General features: G+C 50.7%; 18 protein-coding genes. 11 read left to right on the forward strand and 7 right to left on the reverse strand.

Annotation, left to right across the window (positions count from 1 at the left end; translation table 11 throughout):
• The first annotated feature begins 920 nt into the window (after positions 1-920).
• The 3 genes from E7746_RS07555 to E7746_RS07565 are packed head-to-tail and all read left to right on the forward strand — an operon-like array spanning position 921 to position 2,480.
• Entirely contained in the window at positions 921-1,256 is a 336-nt protein-coding gene (locus E7746_RS07555) for a helix-turn-helix transcriptional regulator (protein ID WP_136410383.1), read from the forward strand.
• Positions 1,253-1,966, forward strand: a complete 714-nt coding sequence (locus E7746_RS07560; RefSeq protein ID WP_136410384.1) for an ImmA/IrrE family metallo-endopeptidase — start codon at positions 1,253-1,255, stop codon at positions 1,964-1,966. Before E7746_RS07555 ends, E7746_RS07560 begins: the two co-directional genes overlap by 4 nt.
• The gene (locus E7746_RS07565; protein ID WP_136410385.1) at positions 1,950-2,480 is read left to right on the forward strand and encodes a hypothetical protein; all 531 of its coding nucleotides are present in this window, start codon (positions 1,950-1,952) and stop codon (positions 2,478-2,480) included. Before E7746_RS07560 ends, E7746_RS07565 begins: the two co-directional genes overlap by 17 nt.
• Positions 2,481-3,170: 690 nt before the next feature.
• Here the strand turns inward: E7746_RS07565 and E7746_RS07570 are convergent.
• Positions 3,171-4,250 carry a DUF4831 family protein gene (locus E7746_RS07570; protein ID WP_136410386.1) on the reverse strand — a complete coding sequence of 360 codons (1,080 nt, stop codon included), beginning with the start codon at positions 4,248-4,250 and terminating at the stop codon, positions 3,171-3,173.
• A 28-nt stretch (positions 4,251-4,278) separates the two neighbouring features.
• Complete coding sequence (locus E7746_RS07575) at positions 4,279-5,799, reverse strand: NAD(P)H-hydrate dehydratase (RefSeq protein WP_136410387.1); 1,521 nt, start codon at positions 5,797-5,799, stop codon at positions 4,279-4,281.
• 203 nt (positions 5,800-6,002) lie between these two features.
• Here E7746_RS07575 and hpt point away from each other — a divergent pair, with 203 nt between their 5' ends.
• The 4 genes from hpt to E7746_RS07595 all read left to right on the forward strand — a co-directional run bounded on the left by hpt (position 6,003) and on the right by E7746_RS07595 (position 9,630).
• Positions 6,003-6,548, forward strand: coding sequence for a hypoxanthine phosphoribosyltransferase (hpt, locus tag E7746_RS07580; RefSeq protein ID WP_123396873.1), 546 nt, complete (start codon positions 6,003-6,005; stop codon positions 6,546-6,548).
• Between the two features lie 38 nt (positions 6,549-6,586).
• On the forward strand, positions 6,587-7,168 hold the full coding sequence (locus tag E7746_RS07585; protein WP_123396872.1) for an adenylate kinase: 582 nt from the start codon (positions 6,587-6,589) through the stop codon (positions 7,166-7,168).
• 74 nt (positions 7,169-7,242) lie between these two features.
• Entirely contained in the window at positions 7,243-9,030 is a 1,788-nt protein-coding gene (locus E7746_RS07590; protein ID WP_136410388.1) for a MutS-related protein, read from the forward strand.
• 18 nt (positions 9,031-9,048) lie between these two features.
• Positions 9,049-9,630 (forward strand): hypothetical protein, encoded by a 582-nt coding sequence (locus E7746_RS07595; protein WP_123396870.1) that lies wholly within the window; start codon positions 9,049-9,051, stop codon positions 9,628-9,630.
• 79 nt (positions 9,631-9,709) lie between these two features.
• Here the strand turns inward: E7746_RS07595 and E7746_RS07600 are convergent, their stop codons facing one another.
• Both E7746_RS07600 and E7746_RS07605 read right to left on the reverse strand, forming a co-directional pair.
• Positions 9,710-10,309, reverse strand: a complete 600-nt coding sequence (locus E7746_RS07600) for a porin family protein (RefSeq protein ID WP_123396869.1) — start codon at positions 10,307-10,309, stop codon at positions 9,710-9,712.
• A 133-nt stretch (positions 10,310-10,442) separates the two neighbouring features.
• A complete protein-coding gene (locus E7746_RS07605; protein ID WP_123396868.1) occupies positions 10,443-10,715 on the reverse strand; it encodes an HU family DNA-binding protein in 273 nt (90 codons plus the stop codon).
• Positions 10,716-10,963: 248 nt separating this feature from the next.
• On the opposite strand from E7746_RS07605, the gene E7746_RS07610 reads away from it, so the two are divergent.
• Genes E7746_RS07610 through E7746_RS07625 form a run of 4 tightly spaced genes read left to right on the forward strand, consistent with a single transcriptional unit; the run spans position 10,964 to position 15,994 of the window.
• Complete coding sequence (locus E7746_RS07610) at positions 10,964-11,734, forward strand: rhomboid family intramembrane serine protease (RefSeq protein ID WP_123396867.1); 771 nt, start codon at positions 10,964-10,966, stop codon at positions 11,732-11,734.
• Positions 11,721-12,662: a rhomboid family intramembrane serine protease gene (locus E7746_RS07615; protein ID WP_123396866.1), complete on the forward strand. Its 942-nt coding sequence runs from the start codon at positions 11,721-11,723 to the stop codon at positions 12,660-12,662. The genes E7746_RS07610 and E7746_RS07615 overlap by 14 nt, the downstream gene beginning before the upstream one ends.
• An 8-nt stretch (positions 12,663-12,670) precedes the next feature.
• Positions 12,671-13,801, forward strand: a complete 1,131-nt coding sequence (locus E7746_RS07620; protein ID WP_168184333.1) for an endonuclease/exonuclease/phosphatase family protein — start codon at positions 12,671-12,673, stop codon at positions 13,799-13,801.
• A 27-nt stretch (positions 13,802-13,828) separates the two neighbouring features.
• On the forward strand, positions 13,829-15,994 hold the full coding sequence (locus E7746_RS07625) for a M3 family metallopeptidase (protein WP_238337148.1): 2,166 nt from the start codon (positions 13,829-13,831) through the stop codon (positions 15,992-15,994).
• Between the two features lie 91 nt (positions 15,995-16,085).
• Here the strand turns inward: E7746_RS07625 and E7746_RS07630 are convergent, their stop codons facing one another.
• The 3 genes from E7746_RS07630 to E7746_RS07640 form a co-directional block, all read right to left on the reverse strand.
• Positions 16,086-17,537, reverse strand: coding sequence for a family 43 glycosylhydrolase (locus E7746_RS07630; RefSeq protein ID WP_123396863.1), 1,452 nt, complete (start codon positions 17,535-17,537; stop codon positions 16,086-16,088).
• Between the two features lie 2 nt (positions 17,538-17,539).
• Positions 17,540-18,286: an acetylxylan esterase gene (locus E7746_RS07635; RefSeq protein ID WP_123396862.1), complete on the reverse strand. Its 747-nt coding sequence runs from the start codon at positions 18,284-18,286 to the stop codon at positions 17,540-17,542.
• Positions 18,287-18,407: 121 nt separating this feature from the next.
• Positions 18,408-19,559 carry an alpha/beta hydrolase-fold protein gene (locus E7746_RS07640; protein ID WP_123396861.1) on the reverse strand — a complete coding sequence of 384 codons (1,152 nt, stop codon included), beginning with the start codon at positions 19,557-19,559 and terminating at the stop codon, positions 18,408-18,410.
• Positions 19,560-19,586 lie beyond the last annotated feature (27 nt).

The following is a 19,586-nucleotide window of genomic DNA, read 5'->3' on the forward strand; positions in this document are numbered from 1 at the left end:
TATATTGTCATGTTTTTGCTTTGTTTGCTCACTATTTTATGATATGGAAACATATCCGCTCATTGTTCGCTCGCTTATGGCCGGTGGCTTTGTATTCCTTTTTCAGTACATAAAATGCCGCAAGCAATACAAATCCCTTTAAACATCGGGCCTGGGGAATAATACATAATGGTTAATGCCCAACCCTAATACTCACAAGACTATATAAATCATTTAATTATAAAACTTTAAATTCAAAACAATTATGAATCTTCCACTTTACGCATACCTCCCGGTCGTAGCAGGAATTATCGGAGGACTAATCGGAGGCTACTACCATAAACAATACAAAAAGAATCATCCAGATAAAAAGAAATAATCTATTCCCCGGATAGTTTTTAACAGCTCAACCATGTCTTGCAGCTGATCCGGGATAATGGTATGCCGAAGGCATTCCATGTGTGTAACCGCGGGTGAGCGTAGCGTCACCCGTGGTTAGGAAATATGTATCAGGATACCCCTTGTGGGTTGCATGTTATCGCCCGTGGAGAGGAGATAGTGCAACCGCAAGGGTTGTTTTATTAAGATGACCAAGTCCACGAGGGCGCGTCTATTTTGACACACCCTCGATTCTTTTAGTGAATTTTTGGTTTTTGGGGTTTTGGCTTTCTTCTCGTCCTTTAAGCGGCGTTTGGCCTACTGCAAAGCTCATGCCGGGGTGCATTTGACTCAAGGCGAGTTTATTTTAAAAGACTTCGTCAATTTTCAATTGAAGGAAGTGCTTGAAATCTTCCGGCATTACGCCTCCAACACAGCAAGACAGCCTTGCCACCCACCGCTTTCGTCAGAGCAAAATAAAGGATTACTACAACAATATGTCGTGGCAAATCGTTGTAATATGAAAATAATTTAGCAACTTTGCCACACAATACAGACACGATATGGATAAGACAATCGCACGAAACTTGAAGAAACTCAGGGAAACAGCCCGATATACGCAGGATGAGGTAGCACAGGCTCTCGGCATTACCCGCTCTGCTTATAGCAATTATGAATCGGGTGACCGTGAGATGCCATACGATGTAATCGAGAACGCAAGCGATTTCTTCGGTTGCGACATGACGATGCTGTTTGAGGAAAACGAGAATGTGGATGCCTTGATTCTTGCATCTGCGTTCCGCATCGAGGGCATCGCGCCGGAAGATAACGCTGAAATCCGTCGCTTCAAAGATATTGTAAAGTCATATCTTAAAATGGAGGCGATTGAGGCAAGATGAAAGCGTCGTTATTGAATCTCGTGGAGAGTCAGGTCTCCAAATTTCGTCAGATGACCGGATTGAGCGACAGCGAGGCTGTCAATCTCAAAAGCCTACTATTTAAGCTGAACGTGCTGACTATTTACAGACCGTTGTCAGATGATTTTTCGGGCATGAGTCTCAAAAGCGACGACAGACGTTTTATGCTGGTCAACTCCAATCATCCCCGGTGTCGACAGCATTTCACCATCGCCCATGAACTCTATCATCTTTATATCGACCCGAATCCCATGCCACACAACTGCATGGCCGAGGGCAAGAAAAACGATGTGGAGCAATGCGCCGATGCTTTTGCTCTGATGTTTCTAATGCCGGCAGACGGTGTGAGGCAAATGATTCCCGACAATGAATTGATGGCAGGCCGGGTGTCGCTGGCATCTGTGTTGCGTATCGGACATTATTTCTCGGTATCATATTCCGCAGTGCTCAACCGCCTGTATGATCTGAAACTGATTGACCGCAATGAGCGAGATGCGTTCAGGAAATACCCGGTTAAGAAAACCGCAAGGGAGTATGGCTATGACACGGCTCTGTATGAACCGGGCAATGAGAATCTTGTCATAGGCGATTTCGGAGAGAAAGCCCGCCGACTTTTCGACGGGGATAAAATTTCCGAGGGTCACTACATGGAACTATTACATAAAATCGGCATCAATGACAGCGAAGACTAAAATCGTGCTTGACGCCGATGTGATAATCCACGTTGTCAAGGCAGGTCAGTTCAGCCTGTTGCCGGACATATTCCCAGAGTATCAATACCTGATACTGGATGTGGTTTACGATGAGGTGACGGTGAGCAGGGCGATGAAAACACAGATTGACAATACCCTGACATTCTTTGCCGCTCGGATTACCAACGTAAAGTTTGAACCGAAAGGAGAATCAAGGTTTGAATATGCCCGGCTGCGCAACACATTGTTGTTGGGCAAGGGTGAGAGCGCCTGCATGGTGTATTGCCGTGATAATAAGGATGTGCTTGGAAGCAGCAACCTCAGGGATATAAAAGAGTATTGCAGTCTGAATCAGATTACATATCTGACAACTCTCGACTTCCTGTATTATGCCTTCATAAGGAAGAAGATGACAAAAGAGGATGTCGATGCGTTCATGGTGGAGGTTGTCGCCAAAGGGAGCAAGCTCCCGGCTGTCGATATTGAGAGATATACACCTACAAGCCAGCTATAAGGAGTGTGAATCAAAGTGTTAGAAATCCCTAAAATGAACTCTCGGACTTGTCCGTCTCGGGAAAACGACTAACTTCGCAGTAGCGATTGGATACTGCTTGCAGAGGCAAGCAGTCAGAGCCAAAATCTGGCATCGGATATTTGGCACTAATTCGACACTATTGAACTTTGGAACTATCCAACTATTTGATATAACTGCATTTAGTCAGGTAAGGCAGGCCCCCTGTCTTTCCGCCAAACCACCAATCTAAATCCGCTACAAGCCAACCACTTTCAGCATACTTTTTTTGCAATTAGACTCACAAATCGCCTTTTCAGCATGCTGAAAAGCTTTGAAAGTATATAATGCATTGAGATTGTGCTTAATACCACACCTTTCAGCATACTTTTTTGCAATTAGTCCCTGATTGTGGACGGGGAAAAACAAAATCCGGATACGCTCTCGCGCGGCCGGATTTCTAACCTATGATTCACTTATTTGTTGTTGCTTTCCTTTTCTAATAAATATGTCAAGTCCGACGAAATTCATCATCGGATTATCAATAAAGTCTAAATTTTTTGAGTTGATTTTCCAACTGGTATCCGATTTATGTTAGCAAATGTATATAAAATTTTAATATCAACAAAACGGCCATGTTTATATTAATATTTTTTAACAAAGCCGTTTTGTCGTAATCATTTACACTTCAACCTATTTAGTGCCCAGTTCGCGTATTCCACCTGTAACAGGATCCAACAGCAGATAGGCAGGAGCTTTTTTGTCGCTGAACATCTTGGGCTCAAGTCCGAACACGATGCCGTATTGAGCCATTTCAAAGGACTTATTCACAAATGTCTTTCCTTCAAAATCAATCTTTACATCAGCCGAGCCGGGAATGCAATATGCCACCCCGCCCTTGGGAAACTCCTTCTCCTCGCCCTTGTCGTTGACAGGCATCTTGCCGCGCTCGGTAACGCGAATCGATATGGTGACAGGGTCGCCCGAAAGGTCGTCGGCACCGACAATTCCGTCAATAGCCGATATACGCGCGATTACGGCCTTGGTCACCTCATCGCCGGGGCGGTATGTTATAGTCTGCACATCAGTTTCACGCTGCTCGGTGCCTATAAACATTGCCGTAAGGGCTGCCTCCTGAGCTGCAATCTGATCCATCACAAGCTTCATGGCCTCTCCGTCGGGCGGCATCTGGTCGGCCTGACCTGTTATTAGGTCGTTACGGCTCTGTCGCAGCTCATATATACGCTGAGCGGCAAGCTCAGCTCGCTTTGCGCTCGACTGGCTCTGAAGCATCTCCTCGCTTATCACCTCTCTTGCAGCACGGGTTTCGAGCGGCGTAGGCTGAGCTTCCATCGGTTCGGGAAGTTCAGGCGGTTCAGGCAGGTTAAGCTCTTCGGTATTTATGGCGACAGGCAGATTAGCATCATCCATTATCAAGAATGGAGCCTGTCCGCTCTTGAACTGCATCAGATACTGCTCCTTGCTGTCGGCAACACCGCGTGGCGTGACAATTACACGCTTAACCGTCCACGACTCCGACATTTCCGATATCGGATCGCTCACATTGAGATATTTCTTGGCATATTTATAAAATTCACCCGGCTTCTTGACCACATGCTCGGCCTCGATTGTCACATCAAGCACCGTCACAGGAAGCGAGTAGACCAATCCGTAGTCATTGGCTTTAGTAGCCGTGAATTTTTGGGTTGTTTGCCCCGAGGCAACCATTGAGGCACCCACAAGGCAAGCAAGTGATAGCAAATATGTCTTCATTTTATCATTATAGTTCAATAGTGTTAAATCATTGCATTATATCGCGTATGGCGCGGCCGGTACACTCGGCCACATCCGAAGCAAGCACACCGTAACGGCCGTGACGCTCGGCTGCTATGTCGCCGGCATAACCGTGTACAAATGCACCGAGAGTGGCAGCAACAGCGGGAATATATCCCTGTGCCATGAACGACGCTATAATGCCGGTGAGCACATCGCCGCTTCCCGGAGTGGCAAGCCCGGGATTGCCGCTTGAGTTGAAATAGATCTTGCCGTCGGGACGCACAACGGCGGTGTAACGGCCCTTAAGCAATATTATAATCTGATAGTAGGCCGATTGCTCTATCGCCGTCTTCAGTCGCTCCTCGGCGGTGTTGTGCTCTCCGAAAAGACGGTCAAACTCTCCAGCATGAGGCGTGATTATGCTCAACGGAGGAAGCGCGTCAAGCAGGTGACGACGCTGCGATATACAGTTCAGGGCATCGGCATCGAGCAGCAGAGGTTTTCCCGAAGAGTGGGATATGATGAAGCTCTCAAGCGCCTTTTTGGTGACATCGTGAGTGCCGATGCCGGGGCCTATAGCCACAGCATTGTAGTCATGCTTCAGCGTTATGTCGGTTATGGCTATGTCGTGATGGTCGGCCTGAAACAAGGCCTCAGGCACCGATGCCTGAAGAATGTTGTAGCCGCATCGGGGTGAATGTACGGTAAGTTTTCCCACACCCGAACGTAACGCGGCACGCGCACCCATCACGGCGGCGCCCATCATGCCGTAACTTCCGGCCACAAGCAGTGCGTTGCCGAAATCGGCCTTAGATGTAAACAATCCGCGAGGACGAAGCATATTGCGGGCGTCGCTCTTCTCAACAAGGAAGTAGTCGTAGGGCGAGCTCTTTATCTCCTGCTGGCTCAGCTCAATGTCGAGAACCTTCCACTCGCCTATGAATTCGGCGTTGTCAACGATGAAGAATGCAAGGCGCGGAAATTGAATGGCCAGTGTCAAATCGGCATGAACCACATTACGGCTCAACACATTTTCATTCCACTCGCCAAACAGTCCCGAAGGCACATCAATCGACACGACATAAGCTTCCGATCCATTGATGTAGCTAACCAACGACTGGAAGCCACCGGTAAGCGGCTCACGAAGTCCCGATCCGAAAAGACCGTCAAGCACAACTACATCCGACGACAAATCCGGCGGCTGGAAGTTTCCGCCCACCACCTCGGTGAAGTCGGCATTGTCAATCTCCAACAAGCGCTTGCGATTGTAGGCACATTCATCGCTAAGTTTACCGAATATATTGAAAAGGAATATCTCCACATTATATCCCTGCTCGATGAGCATACGCCCTACTGCAAGCGCATCGGCACCGTTGTTGCCGGGACCGGCGAAGATACATATACGATGACTCGGACGCCATCGCGAAATAAGTTCACAGGCTATCGCGGTAGCTGCCCGTTCGACGAGCTCAAGCGAAGTAACGCCCTCGTTCTCTATAGTATATCGGTCAATCGACCTTATCTGTTCATTGGTGAATATTTTCATCTTACGAAAAAAGACATTAAACTTTACGCTACCTCAGGAACTCAACAAATAGCAATAGTTCCCGTTGAAAGACACAAAGGTACAAAATATATTGGATGCTTGAATGTATTTATCGCTTTGTTTACGATAATCGTCAAAAATTTCCGCAAACCCACATAACGAAAGGAATATTTTCGCTAAATTTGCACAAACAATATTGTATAATGGACCAGGTAACCTATAAAGGACTCACATTTGAGCCCTACATAACCAATGATACAATCCAGAATCGCATAGCCGAGATTGCCCGCGAGATAAACAAGCAATACGCAGGAAAGCAACCGCTGTTCCTGTGTGTACTGAACGGAGCATTTCCGTTTGCCGCCGACCTGTTCAGGGCGATAGACATCGATGCTGAAATTTCATTCATCCGCCTTAAGAGCTACGAGGGCACATCGACAACCGGAGTTGTAAAGCAGGTGCTCGGACTTTCAGAAAATCTTGAAGGTCGCGATGTAATCGTTGTCGAGGACATAATCGACACCGGCAACACAATAAAAAAACTCGTGGCCGACCTCAAGGAGAAAAACCCCGCCTCGATACGCATCGCAACACTGCTCTTCAAGCCCGAGTCACTGCAGTGTGAAGTGAATCCCGACTATGTGGGATTTGCCATCCCGCCCAAATTTATAATAGGATTCGGACTCGACCTTGACGGACTTGCACGAAACCTGCGTGACATATACGTGTTGCACGACGACAATTTATAGGCTATTACAAATATCTATTCATAACCAAACAGATCAAAATGTTCAACGTAGTAATTTTTGGTGCGCCGGGAAGCGGCAAAGGCACCCAAAGCGAAAGACTTATCGACGAATACGGTCTTTTCCACATCTCGACCGGTGAGGTTCTGCGTGACCACATAGCACGAGGAACTGAACTTGGTAAAATCGCCGACAGCTACATATCACAGGGCAAACTTATTCCCGACGAACTTATGGTCGACATCCTCGCAAACGTGCTCGACAACAACCCCGAGGCTGAAAACGGAGTCATATTTGACGGATTCCCTCGCACAATACCCCAGGCCAAGGCTCTGAAGAAGATGTTGGCCGACCGCAACTCAAAGGTACACGCCGTAGTGGGACTTGAAGTTGACGACAACGAACTTGTCGACCGCCTGCTCAAGCGCGGCAAGGAATCGGGACGCAGCGACGACAATCTCGAAACCATAAACAAGCGTCTTGAAGTGTATCACAACCAGACATCGCCGTTGCGCGACTACTACAAGCAGGAAGGCAAGTACCACGCCATACACGGCTCGGGAAGCATCGACGACATATTTGAGTCAATAAAGTGCTCCATAGCCAAAGCTACAAAAGAGTAACAATTACAACAGCGCATAACCAAGAGGCTGCGTCAACCATGACGCGGCCTCTTTTCAAATAACACCGCACAACCGTGACAGCCCGAAAGCATTACACCGCCCTATCGACACAAGCCCGTGACATGATCGCCTCACTCTCACGAAAAGGCCGACTCATATCATGGCTGAGAGTTGCCGTATTCATCGCGGCAATAGTGCTGGGCATCATGTTGCGACACGATGCCACGGCGATGATTATAGCGATAGCGGTGTCGGTCATGCTGTTTCTTGTGCTTGTAAAGTGGCATGACAATGTGATCACGCATCGGCTGCGTGAAGAAGCCTTGCTGAAATTTGCCGAGTCGCGCCTACGGGTGCTCGACGGCAATCTATCGGGGCTTCCGCGAGGAGAACGTTACATCGACAGCAACCACCCTTACACCTACGACCTCGATGTGTTTGGCGACAAATCACTCTTCTCGCTGCTCGACTCAACAGCAACACCGGGAGGCAGCGACAAACTCGCCCACCGGCTTATGACTCCCGACCTTGATGCCGACGACATAATCAGGCGGCAACAGGCAATAATGGAGCTATCGGACATGACATCGCTGCGCGACTCCATGCAGGTATCGGGACGAATGGCCGAAAGCAACCTCGCCGACAGTCGCGGATCAGCATCGTCTGTCGCCATTCCGCCTATAAACCAGCCTGTAGCCTTGACCGTCCTCAGCTATGCGGCGTTCCCGATATTCATTACCACGGCCGTGCTAAGCTATCTCGATGTGATAGCGTCATCATGGTGTCTTTGGACATTCCTCTCATTCCTGGGATTGTCGGCCCTTGGAGCCAAGCGCATCGGCCGGCTGCACTCACGCCTCACCGAAACAGTGAGTTCGCTGACATCACGTGTCGACCTGTTCAGACACATTGAAGAATCGAAGTTCACTTCACCGTTACTTCAACAATTACAGCAGCGACTGAATGTCGACGGCACCGAAGCGTCGACATTGATCGCCAAACTCGCCAAGGAGCTAAAGTCACTTGACCAGCGTTACAATGCCGTGGGTTATCTGCTCTTTAACGGCACATCGCTATGGGACTACCGCGTCATATCCAATGTCGACCGATGGATGAAACGTTACGGCCGACATCTCGATTCATGGTATGACACACTGAGCGAAATCGATGCCCTGTCGGCGCTCGCTACATTCGACTTCGAGAATCCGGAATATACCTATCCGCAAATCGACCGCAGCGGCAAGGTGATAATGGAAGCCACAGAGATGGGTCATCCGCTCATAGGCAAATCATCGCGCGTCAACAATCCCCTGCCGCCCATGACACCCCACTCCTTCATCATAATCACGGGAGCCAACATGGCCGGCAAGAGCACCTATCTTCGCACAATCGGCATAAACTATCTTCTGGCGATGACGGGCGCACCCGTGGCGGCAAAGGCTATGACATTCTCACCAACGATGCTGTTCACCGGATTACGTACCAACGACTCGCTCGCCGATGGCGAAAGCTACTTCTTTGCCGAACTGAAGCGACTGCAATCGGTAGTCGAAAGCGCATCGACCGGGCAACGTATGTTCATCCTGCTCGACGAGATACTTCGCGGAACCAATTCAGCCGACAAGCAGCGAGGGTCGCTCGGACTTATAAAGAAACTCATTAAGCTGCCGGTATCGGGATTGCTCGCAACCCACGATCTGGCATTAGGCGTTCTGGCCGAAGAGTATCCTCAAAACATATCGTCCTACTGCTTTGAGGCAAACATCGAGGGCGACAATCTGACATTTGACTACAAGCTGCGCAAAGGCACCGCCCACAACCTAAACGCATACTTCCTTATGCAACACATGGGAATAATATAACGCAAAACGACATATACAATGAAAGAGAACTACTTGGAAACCGTAAAGGAGATATATGCTCTGCTCATGAAGCGAGAACGGCTGTCATCGATAATGCTCGCCGAAGAGCTGCTTGCCAAAACTTTCAATCAATGGCGCACGCAAACTGAAAATCGCAGCACTCTCGCGCGACAGCTTATCATAGTTTCCACCGCCTATGCCGAAACAATGATCGCTTCGGCCCGCTACAAGGAAGGCTACGCCGCGTGTATAACCGCCATAGCCTACACTGCGCGCGAGAAAGTCAACGCCGAGGACATGATGTCGATATACGTTACAGCATGGCAGGCTCTCTCAGGAGTGCTGATGAACAGCGAACCCTCGACCGACAATCAAGTGCGCGAGCAGGTAAAAATCGTCACCTCATCGATCGGCACTATACTCTACCACTACTATTACGAAGCAGGCCAACAGAACGCCAACAACAACCTGATGCAAGACGCCTACCAATCATTGAAGGATATAACGGAGTTTGTCGACATCAAGACCGATGTCGACGACTACATTCCCGTAATCACCGACCTTGTGCGCAACAGCGAGCTGCTTAATCTCACCGAATAAGCCACTTTAAAGGCAATAACGCAAAAGAGGGGCTCCGCCGCATGGCGAAGCCCCTCGATTTATTCATACAATATTTTTCTTAGAAGAGATAAGCGGCAGTCACTGTCCAGTAACGGTTCTTACCGTCGATGTCGACACCGTTTGCACCGCCTACAGCTTCAAGAGCCTTTGTCATACCAAGGCCGTAGCTTGCTCCAATCTGAAGATGAGAGAGCAGCTCAACACCGAAGCCAAAGTTCCAAGCAGCGTCAAACGACTTGTTCTTGATGCCGTCCCTTACATTCTTTCCGCTTGTAAGGAATGCAAAGCTGGGACCTGTCGCAAGATAGGGAGTGATTATCTTACCGATAACGGGAACACCTATTTTCCACTTGAGATTGATAGGAATTTCAAAGTAGTCGCGCTTGTCGCTTGTGTACTCATTGCCTTCGAGCCAACGGGCGTCACGACGAACATACATGAACGATGCGTCAAAACCCAGACCCACCAAAGGAACTGTAAACTCAGCCATAAGACCACCGGTGAATCCGGCCCTATTGTCACTGTCAAGCACACTCTGATTGAAATGAAGCTCATTAACGTTGAATCCAAGACGCGGACCAATACGGAACTGAGCCGAAGCAGGGATGGCGATGATTGCCATCATCACAACAATAAATAAACCTTTAATTTTGTTCATAATGAATTATAATGGTGTTTAATTAAAGAATCCGATGACATTTTCGAGAAATAAACACGACCGCCCTTTGTATTATTCATGGAAGGCGGTCGCGTAATAGTTTCTAAATGGAGATGTTAGGCTGGGTTACTGTTTAGTTTATCTTATCAGTAAGTTCGGAACCTGCCTTGAATTTAACGGCCTTGCGTGCGGGGATTTCAATTGTCTCCTTAGTGCGGGGATTTATACCTGTGCGTGCACCCTTTTCTGCTACGGAGAATGTTCCGAAGCCTATGAGGGCTACTTTTTCGTTCTGCTCAAGAGCACCTGCAACAGCTTCGAGGCAGGCGTCGAGAGCGTTTTTAGCATCTACCTTTGAAAGGTTTGCCTTTTCGGCAATAGCATTGACTAACTCTGTTTTGTTCATAACTGTGATAATTAAATGTAGATTTTCGGTCTGTTAAGATTCTACAAATATAAATGTAAATTTTTAAATAAGAATATTTTTATCGTAATTTTTGCGAAATTTTCGTCACAAATAGCTCAATTAGTAAAATTAAGCACAAAATAACGGGATATTTTATCTAAATTTGTAATTGATTTTGCATTGCAAGGTCAATCAATGACAAATTTAACATTCACATAACAACCAATAAAAACGAGTAAATACAGTCAATGAACCGTAGCGGAAACTCATTTTTCAGCATAATGCCACCGGTGACGAAGCACCTGATCATAATCAACGTACTGATTTGGCTCGCCATGATGTTTGTCGGCAAAATCGACAACATGATGATTAAATACGGAGCATTACACTATGTAGGGGCTACCGACTTCAATGTCCTTCAGTTGTTCACCTACATGTTCATGCACTCAACGCAAAGCATCGCCCACCTCTTCTTCAACATGTTCACGCTGTTCATGTTTGGTATAACACTTGAACGCGTACTCGGAGGCAAGCGTTTCCTGTTTTACTACATATCGTGCGGCATCGGCGCCGCCCTTATTCAGGAAGCCACATGGGCATTCACCATCAACAAGTTTGTTTCCGACAATCTTGAAATGACTATAGCCCACTGGGCCTACGACAACCACCTGAGCATGGCACAGGCCAACGATCTTGTAAGCTCGGCACAGATAGCTTCGTTACGCGACCAGATAGAGAACGCTCTCATCACCGTGGGAGCCTCGGGAGCCATCTACGGCGTGCTGCTTGCATTCGGAATGCTCTTCCCCAACCGCCCACTCTACCTCATGTTCATCCCGGTGCCCATCAAGGCCAAGTGGATGGTGATAGGCTATGGCGTAATCGAAATAGCACTGGGACTCAGCTCGGCATCCGACGGTATCGCCCACTTTGCACATCTCGGAGGCATGATATTCGGATTCCTCATAATCCTGTACTGGAAGCGTAAAGGCATCATCGGAGGCAATGGGTATTATTGACACATTGAAAAACAAGTGGGTCTACGGCTCGATGCTCGTGAGGCTCATATATATTAATGTAGCATTCTTCGCCCTGCTGCATATCGCGACGCTTGTGTTGACATTCACCGACATCAAGCCGGAATATGCGCTGACATGGATTGAACTTCCGTCGAGCCCCGACCTGTTCATCACCCAGCCGTGGACGATAATCACATACATGTTTGCCCAATACGACCTGCTGCACATCCTCTTCAACATGCTGTGGCTCTATTGGTTCGGCACAATATTCCTACTTACCGACACTTCCAAGCGCATGCTCGCCCTCTACATCTACGGCGGCATCTGCGGCGGAGCGCTTTTCATGGCCGTCTACAGCCTCGTGCCGGCCTACAACTACACTCTGGCTTGGCTCATAGGGTCGTCGGCATCGGTAATAGCGATCGTGACGGCAACCGCAGTCATGCATCCCGACTACAAGGTGGGATTGCTATTCTTCGGACCTGTCGCACTAAAGTGGATTGCCATAATCACCATCGCAATAGACTTTTTCAGCATAACAGGCGATAACGGAGGCGGACACATAGCCCACATAGGCGGAGCCTTGACCGGCGTTATATATGCCGTGGCGCTGAAGCACGGCACCGACATCACCAAGCCCTTCAACCGGCTTGCCGACTGGTGGGTCAACCTCGTGAAACGCATAACATCACCCCGCCCTGCAAAGCAGAGCAACGACTACACCCGCTACCGCTATCAAAGCGACAATTCATCCAAGACCAAAGCGGAGAAGCCTAAATCGGAAAAAACCGCCGAGTCGGCCACGACCAACCGTGACGACGAAGCCACGCTTGACGAGATTCTTGACAAAATAAAGAAATCGGGATATTCGGCGCTCACGCATGAGGAGAAGCAACGCCTCTTCGATGTGAGCCGACGCATAAAATAGTAATGACGATGGGAATAATAAGAGTGTGTACATCATTAATCAGGTCGTTATGGACCCTCCTTAACATAGTATGCGGGCTATGCACGCTGCTGGCCGGTTACGGAGGCTACATAAATCCTGACAAGTTTGCGCTCGCCCAACTCGCCAACATGACTTTCCCGGGATGGATCGTGCTGACGCTCATCCTGCTTGCAGTCAACCTGTTCATCAGGAAAAAGCTTGCATGGCTGTCAGTCGCCGTGCTGGTGGCATGCATCGGTCCCATTCTCACCATATCGCCGCTCAATTTCACATCACGCAGCCTGTCGCCCGACGACGAAAGCCGCACGTTTACACTCCTCACCTACAATGTCTACAATTTTCGCGACAACCAAGGTGTGAATCCCGAGTGGGGCAACCGCACCCTATCCTACATCCTGTCGACCGACGCCGACATCGTGTGCCTTCAGGAGTCGTCCAACCTTAACGGCGTAGGCAAGAAAGCGCAACGTGACTCTATCAACTCGCGCTACCCCTACCGGTTGTACTCCAACCGCTCAGGCGAGGTGCTGCTGTCGAAATATCACGCAACCGAAATCGACACTCCGCAGCCCGACTGGGGTTCGGGGTCGTTCTGCGCCTACGATGTAGAGGTGGAGGGACATGAGGTGACGGTGGTAAACTGTCACCTGCAGTCGATAGGACTTACCGACGACGACAAGGAGCTGTATCGCGAACTCACCGACAAGGAACTTCGCAACCCGTCGCGCAGCGAATTGTCGAAGGTGAAAAACGGCATCGTCACCAAGCTGCTCGCGGCATTCAGGATAAGAGCCCAACAGGCACGTTACATCAAGGAGTTTCTCGCAACCCGCAAGGGCAACGTTATCCTTGTCGGCGACTTCAACGATGTGCCCGGAAGCTACGCCTATCGCACAATCAAGAGCGACGGTCTGAAGGACGCCTACTCGGAGTGCGCATTCGGCCCCACGGTGACCTACAACGACAACCGCTTCTACTTCCGCATCGACCAGATGCTCTATCGGGGCGACTTGGAAGCAGTCAGGATAAAGCGAGGCGACCTGCGAAGCTCCGACCACTATCCGCTGCTCGCAACATTCCTTTGGAACACGGCGGCAGCCGACACTATAAAACGATAAAACAATTCATCATATTCATCTACTCTTATGAATCATTATCTTTTAACCCTTGCCACAGCCCTCACAATGATGGGCGCGGCAACAAATCAAGTCAATGCAATGGAGGCATCGCGCACCAATCCGTTCATGGCGCCCTACGACACGCCCTACGAGATTCCGCCGTTTGACCGCATCTCCTACGACGACTATCTGCCTGCACTGAAGGCCGGCATAGCCGAACAGAAAAAGGCCGTGGAGGCCATAGTGAACAACCCCGAAGCTCCGACTTTCGAGAACACGATCGTTGCGCTCGACCACAGCGGACCGCTGCTTGAACGTGTGTGCCTCGTATTCATGGCCCTCGACGAGTCCAACTCGACTCCCGAGATGACTGCCATAGGCGAAGAGTTCTACCCGCTCTACTCGGCTCACAGCGACGAGATTTCGATGAACGAAAAGCTCTTCGCCCGCATCAAGACCCTCTATGACAACCGTGACAAGATGAACTACACCAAGTCACAGCGTCTGGCCATCGAGAAGTCCTACAAGGACATGGTGCGTAACGGCGCACTCCTCAACGACGCCGACAAGGCCGAGCTGAAGGCCATCAACAGCCGCCTATCGGACCTCTACCTGAAATTCAACAAGAATCTGCTCACAGCCACCAACGCCTTTGAGCTGGTAGTCGACGACAAGGCCAAGCTCTCGGGTCTGCCCGAAACAAGCATAGCCGTAGCCGCCGAAGAGGCCGCCAAGCGCAACATGAAGGGCAAGTGGGTGTTCACGCTCCATGCTCCGAGCCGCCTGCCCCTGCTGCAGTATGCCGACAACCGCGAGCTTCGCGAAAAGATGTACAAGGGCTACACAACTCTCGCTTCATCGGGCGAATACAACAACTACCCCGTAATCGCCGAGATTCTGAAGGCCCGCATCCGCAAGGCCAACATCCTCGGTTTCAAGAACTATGCCGACTACATGACCGACAACGTGATGGCCAAGAATGTCAAGAGCGCCGAGGAGCTGCTCATGCAGATATGGAAGCCCGCAATCGCCCGCGTCGACCGTGAGGTGGCCGAGATGCAGGCTCTCAGCGACAAGGAGGGCAACAACTTCACCATCGCACTCTGGGATTACTACTACTATGCCGAGAAGGTGCGCAAGGATAAATACAATCTCGACGAAGGCCTCGTGAGCCAGTATTTCCATGTCGACAGCGTGCGCAAAGGCATCTTCAGCATGGCCAAGAAGCTCTACGGCGTGACATTTACCGAGATTCCCGATGCACCCAAGTACGACCCCGAAGTAAAGGTGTATGATGTAACCGATGCCGACGGCAAACATGTGGCCGTGTTCATGACCGACTACTACACCCGTCCGAGCAAGCGCCAGGGAGCGTGGATGAGCGAGTTCAAGGGCTCGTTTGTCACCGACGACGGCAAGGTTGAGCGTCCCATCGTCTACAATGTGGCCAACTTCACCCGCCCCACGGGCAACACTCCGTGCCTGCTGTCGCTCGACGAAGTGGAAACGATGTTCCATGAATTCGGTCACGGCCTCCACGGAATGCTCACACGCGCCAAGTACAAGAGCCAGGCCGGAACCAATGTCGACCGCGACTTCGTGGAGCTTCCCTCGCAGATTCACGAGCACTGGGCCATGGAGCCTGAACTGCTCAAGACCTACGCCCACCACTACAAGACCGGCGAAGTGATTCCCGACGAACTCATCAAGAAACTCGACGAGGCTTCAACCCACAATCAGGGATTCATAACCACCGAACTCGTAGGTGCCGCTCTGCTCGACCTCCAGTGGGGTCAGTTGACCGATGCCGACAACGTGGATGTAGAGTCATTTGAAAAGAACGTGGCCGACAAGCTCTCGATGCCCTCGCAGGTCGCCTACCGCTACCGCAGCCCCTACTTCAAGCACATATTCGGCAGCGACGGATATGCTTCGGGCTACTACACCTACCTGTGGGCCGAAGTGCTTGACGCCGACGGTTTTGAGCTATTCAAGGAGAAGGGAATATTTGACCCTGCAACCGCCAAGTCGTTCAAGGATAACGTTCTTGAGGCTGGAGGCAGCGACGATCCCATGGAGCTTTACGTGAAGTTCCGCGGCAAGAAGCCCACTCCCGAAGCACTGCTGCGCAACCGCGGACTCATCAACGAGCCTGCAAAGCCCGGCAATCTTCCCATGCCCGGCGGAAAATAATCTTACAAAACATCATCCCCTGCAAACAATAAAGAGCGCGGTGTCAATCACGACACCGCGCTCTCACTTTATATCATGGTCAAAATTATTATTAACGATCGTGGAATGTCCACTTTGAGTTGTCGCTGTTCATGTCAAACTTGCCGAGCGAAGGAGTACTGTCGGCAACCGACACGAGCACAAGCTCCTCGTCGGTTCCGGGCACCTGCTTGGGCATGATGCGGTAGGTACCGTCGGTAAGCTGCTCAATGCGCCACAGCTGCTCGGGTGCGCCTGTGAATTCGGGCACTGCTATAACCTCGGCATCGGCAGTAGCGGCCAGTGCGCGGTTGGTGCCTTCGATCACGATCTTATAGTAGGGACCTCCGAGGTAGCCTCCGGCTTCGGGAACAGCGGTGATAGTCCAGCGCTGGTGAGGACGGAACATGTAGTCGCCGATGCGCACGTCGATGTCGCCTTTGGGCCATGTGCCTATCACCTCTTCAAGAGTCTGTGACTTAATGGGCTCAACGGGCTCGTTGTCTTCGCCCCAGAAACGGCGACGTTCTGTGTTCATTCTCACGAAGTCAACGGCAAGCTCGAGAGCATAGCCGCGACGCTCCGATTCTATCTCATAAGTGCCTTCCTTGAAAGCCTCGCCGGCAACGGGCCAGTCGTTCTTCCACAGCAAGGGGCGTATTGCGAGCACGCTGCGACCTCCCTGGTCGAAGTCGGCTTCGTAGTGGAACGACATCTTCTCAACGCCGTCATCCTCGATGTAGCGTCCGAAGTGTCCGGGACCTGTCTTGCGGTCGCCGGCGGCAATCACCATCTTACCGCCTCCCTTGAGCATGTCACGACCCATGTTGTCAAGATAAGGACCGGTCACGTTGCGAGAGCGGCCTACCACGATGTTGTAGGTAGAGTTGGGGCCGTCGCAGCAAGTGCCGTGAGTACCAAGCAGATAGTACCATCCGTTACGATACATCAGGTCGGTTGCCTCACAGTCGATGGCGATATTTACCGGCTCATTGCCTTCAACGCGCTTTCCCGTCTTGGGATCAAGCTCTACAATGCGGATGAAGCCGAAGTAGGTTCCGTAGGTAAGCCAGAGGCGGCCTGTTGTGGGATCGAGCAGCAATCCTGCGTCGATAGCGTCACAATCCTCGTCGTCGAGCGAGTGAGCCACCTCGATAGGTTCGGTGTAGGCGAAGTCGGGCGAATTGGGATCAAGAGTCTTGTTCCACATCGTGAGCACGCGGCCTGCGTGACCGCCGCCGAGGCCACCGCCGGTAGCGCTGTAGGCGATAAGGTAACGGTCGCCTATTTTGATGGCGTCAGGTGCGGCACCGCCGCCGGGGCGTACACCGCCGCCGTTCCAAGTCCATCCGTCTTCCGATATAAGTCCGCCACCGCCGGTTCCGAAGGTGTAGTACTTGCCGTCACACTCCATAATAGTGGAAGGGTCATGTATATAAGGCTTTCCAACTTGGGCAAATGTCATCTGGGGCACCAGTGCCGACACAAGTGCAATCGACCCGGCTAATATACTCTTTGTCTTCATAATCATTGATAAGTGATTGAATAGTTCTTGACTGGGTTACCTTGCTCATCTATAAAGCGGACACAGAAGTCGCTCATGCCGGGGCCGTTTATAACAGCGGTGCGAAGCACGTTCTTGCCTTTCTTCAAGGTAAGACGAGGCGACACGCCGTCGTCGGCCACCATGCGGCGGTCGCCCGAAAGCATCAGAACCTCCTCGCCGTTGAGCCACCACTTCGATGCCGAGTTGGAGCCGGCTGAAAGTCTTACATTCTCTATATCCTCGGGACAGTCAATCACTGTAACAGCCCAGAAAATCACGCCGTAGACGGGTTTCTTCAATGCTGCTGCAAGACGATAGAGCTTTACGTTGTAGAGCTTGCTGTCGAGTGCGTGCCACTGGAGTTTCTGCTTGCCCACCTTAACCTTGGCGCCGTCCTTGGGAAGAACGGTGAACTGATCCTTGAAGTAGATCGAATCAAGCACATGGTTGAGATAGCTGTCGGTAAACACGACATTGGAGCGATTGGGCTTGCTTATAGGCTCAAGAAGCATCCAGCGCTGGATGAATCCCTCCTCGTTGGGAGCTTTCGAGGGTGCTGTGCTCTCCTCGAAATAGTCGCTCAGGTAAGTGGGCGTCTGAATTTCATAATTTTGTCTTGGCGGGGGGAAGTTGCCTTGGGGAGGAGATGGATTCTGAGCTAAGGACGAGAAGCTCAATGCCATTGCAAGACAGGCCAAAAGTCCTTTGTTTCCGTGAATGATGTTCATTGTAATAATTATTGGTTAAGGTTAAATTATTAATGGTTGACCGTCGGCAACATTATCACTGCCTCCGACGATCATAATTGTCGTCACTCTATTATATATATGTAAAGATATACATTATATTTCAATTAAACAACATCGGTGCAAACTCCTTGAGGCAGCGGCGCCATGTGAGGAATTCGTGAGCGGTGCCCGGCGATTCGTAGTAGACATTGTTGATGCCGGCGGCCTTGAGTCCGTCGCTCAGACTCTTGGTGCGCTGCGGGCCCTCCTCCGAGCCGATGCCAAGGAAGAATGCGTGAACCTTGTCGTTAAATGCCTTGCGGTCCTTGAACACGCCGCCATATACGGTGTCGAGATTGTCGAGGTCGATGCTGCCGGCTCCGCTGAATCCGCCTATGTAGGCAAATTTGTCGAGATTGTTGAGCGTGGTGTTGAAGGTGAGCAGTCCGCCCCATGACAGTCCGGCCATCGCGCGGTTCTCACGATCGGTGAGAGTGCGGAAGTTGGAGTCGATGTGGGGAATTATCTCTTCTACGAGAATCGAGGGGAACTGACCGCCGAAACGCTTCATGGCATCCTGGCGCGACTCGCCCGGCTGAGTGTTAAACGACTCGATGTTGCCGTTGTCCATCACCACGATCATGGGCTTTGCTTTGCCTTCGGCAATGAGGTTGTCCATGATGTTGCTCATCTTTCCCTGGTTGGCCCAGCTGGTTTCGTTTTCGCCCATGCCGTGCTGAAGGTAGAGCACCGGGTATCTCTTATTGGGATTCTTGTCATACTCGGCCGGAGTGTACACGAGGCAGCGGCGCCACTCGTTGCGTATCTTGGAGTAGTACCAGCTCTGGTTCACGAGTCCGTGAGGCACATCCTTCAGCGAGTAGTAGTCGACGCCCTTTTCGGGAATCTCGATACCGCTCACCCACTTGCCCATTCCGAAGAAAGGCTTGCCGTTGGGGTCGGCTGCGCTTACGCCGTCGATTATCACCTGATAGTAGTGAAATCCCACCACTTCGGGCTCCTTTGACACAAGTGTCCAGTAGCCGTCGTCGCCCTTGGTCATCTCGCCGCGGAAGCTGATTTCAACTTTCTGGGCGTTGGGGGCGAATACGCGGAAGTGAACTCGGCCGTCCTCGCCGATGCGGGGATAGTCGGCCCCGTTTATATTATGTTCATTGGGAACGGTTCCTGCGGGATAGGCGGGTTGCTGGGCTCCTAAAGCCAACGGCAGCACGAGGCAGGTCGACAGAATGAGTTTTGAAAATGTTTTCATTGAATAGCAAAATTATGTATTAAACTT

The sequence above is a fragment of the Muribaculum gordoncarteri genome (assembly GCF_004803695.1).
Classification (GTDB): domain Bacteria; phylum Bacteroidota; class Bacteroidia; order Bacteroidales; family Muribaculaceae; genus Muribaculum; species Muribaculum gordoncarteri.

What these genes read in the sequence shown, in the direction of transcription:
- E7746_RS07565 (WP_136410385.1), top strand. Translation starts at nt 1,950, where the DNA reads ATGACAGCGAAGACTAAAATCGTGCTTGACGCCGATGTGATAATCCAC.
- E7746_RS07575 (WP_136410387.1), bottom strand. Translation starts at nt 5,799, where the DNA reads ATGAAAATATTCACCAATGAACAGATAAGGTCGATTGACCGATATACT.
- E7746_RS07570 (WP_136410386.1), bottom strand. Translation starts at nt 4,250, where the DNA reads ATGAAGACATATTTGCTATCACTTGCTTGCCTTGTGGGTGCCTCAATG.
- E7746_RS07560 (WP_136410384.1), top strand. Translation starts at nt 1,253, where the DNA reads ATGAAAGCGTCGTTATTGAATCTCGTGGAGAGTCAGGTCTCCAAATTT.
- hpt (WP_123396873.1), top strand. Translation starts at nt 6,003, where the DNA reads ATGGACCAGGTAACCTATAAAGGACTCACATTTGAGCCCTACATAACC.
- E7746_RS07605 (WP_123396868.1), bottom strand. Translation starts at nt 10,715, where the DNA reads ATGAACAAAACAGAGTTAGTCAATGCTATTGCCGAAAAGGCAAACCTT.
- E7746_RS07615 (WP_123396866.1), top strand. Translation starts at nt 11,721, where the DNA reads ATGGGTATTATTGACACATTGAAAAACAAGTGGGTCTACGGCTCGATG.
- E7746_RS07635 (WP_123396862.1), bottom strand. Translation starts at nt 18,286, where the DNA reads ATGAACATCATTCACGGAAACAAAGGACTTTTGGCCTGTCTTGCAATG.
- E7746_RS07620 (WP_168184333.1), top strand. Translation starts at nt 12,671, where the DNA reads ATGGGAATAATAAGAGTGTGTACATCATTAATCAGGTCGTTATGGACC.
- E7746_RS07630 (WP_123396863.1), bottom strand. Translation starts at nt 17,537, where the DNA reads ATGAAGACAAAGAGTATATTAGCCGGGTCGATTGCACTTGTGTCGGCA.
- E7746_RS07595 (WP_123396870.1), top strand. Translation starts at nt 9,049, where the DNA reads ATGAAAGAGAACTACTTGGAAACCGTAAAGGAGATATATGCTCTGCTC.
- E7746_RS07640 (WP_123396861.1), bottom strand. Translation starts at nt 19,559, where the DNA reads ATGAAAACATTTTCAAAACTCATTCTGTCGACCTGCCTCGTGCTGCCG.
- E7746_RS07585 (WP_123396872.1), top strand. Translation starts at nt 6,587, where the DNA reads ATGTTCAACGTAGTAATTTTTGGTGCGCCGGGAAGCGGCAAAGGCACC.
- E7746_RS07625 (WP_238337148.1), top strand. Translation starts at nt 13,829, where the DNA reads ATGAATCATTATCTTTTAACCCTTGCCACAGCCCTCACAATGATGGGC.
- E7746_RS07555 (WP_136410383.1), top strand. Translation starts at nt 921, where the DNA reads ATGGATAAGACAATCGCACGAAACTTGAAGAAACTCAGGGAAACAGCC.
- E7746_RS07610 (WP_123396867.1), top strand. Translation starts at nt 10,964, where the DNA reads ATGAACCGTAGCGGAAACTCATTTTTCAGCATAATGCCACCGGTGACG.
- E7746_RS07600 (WP_123396869.1), bottom strand. Translation starts at nt 10,309, where the DNA reads ATGAACAAAATTAAAGGTTTATTTATTGTTGTGATGATGGCAATCATC.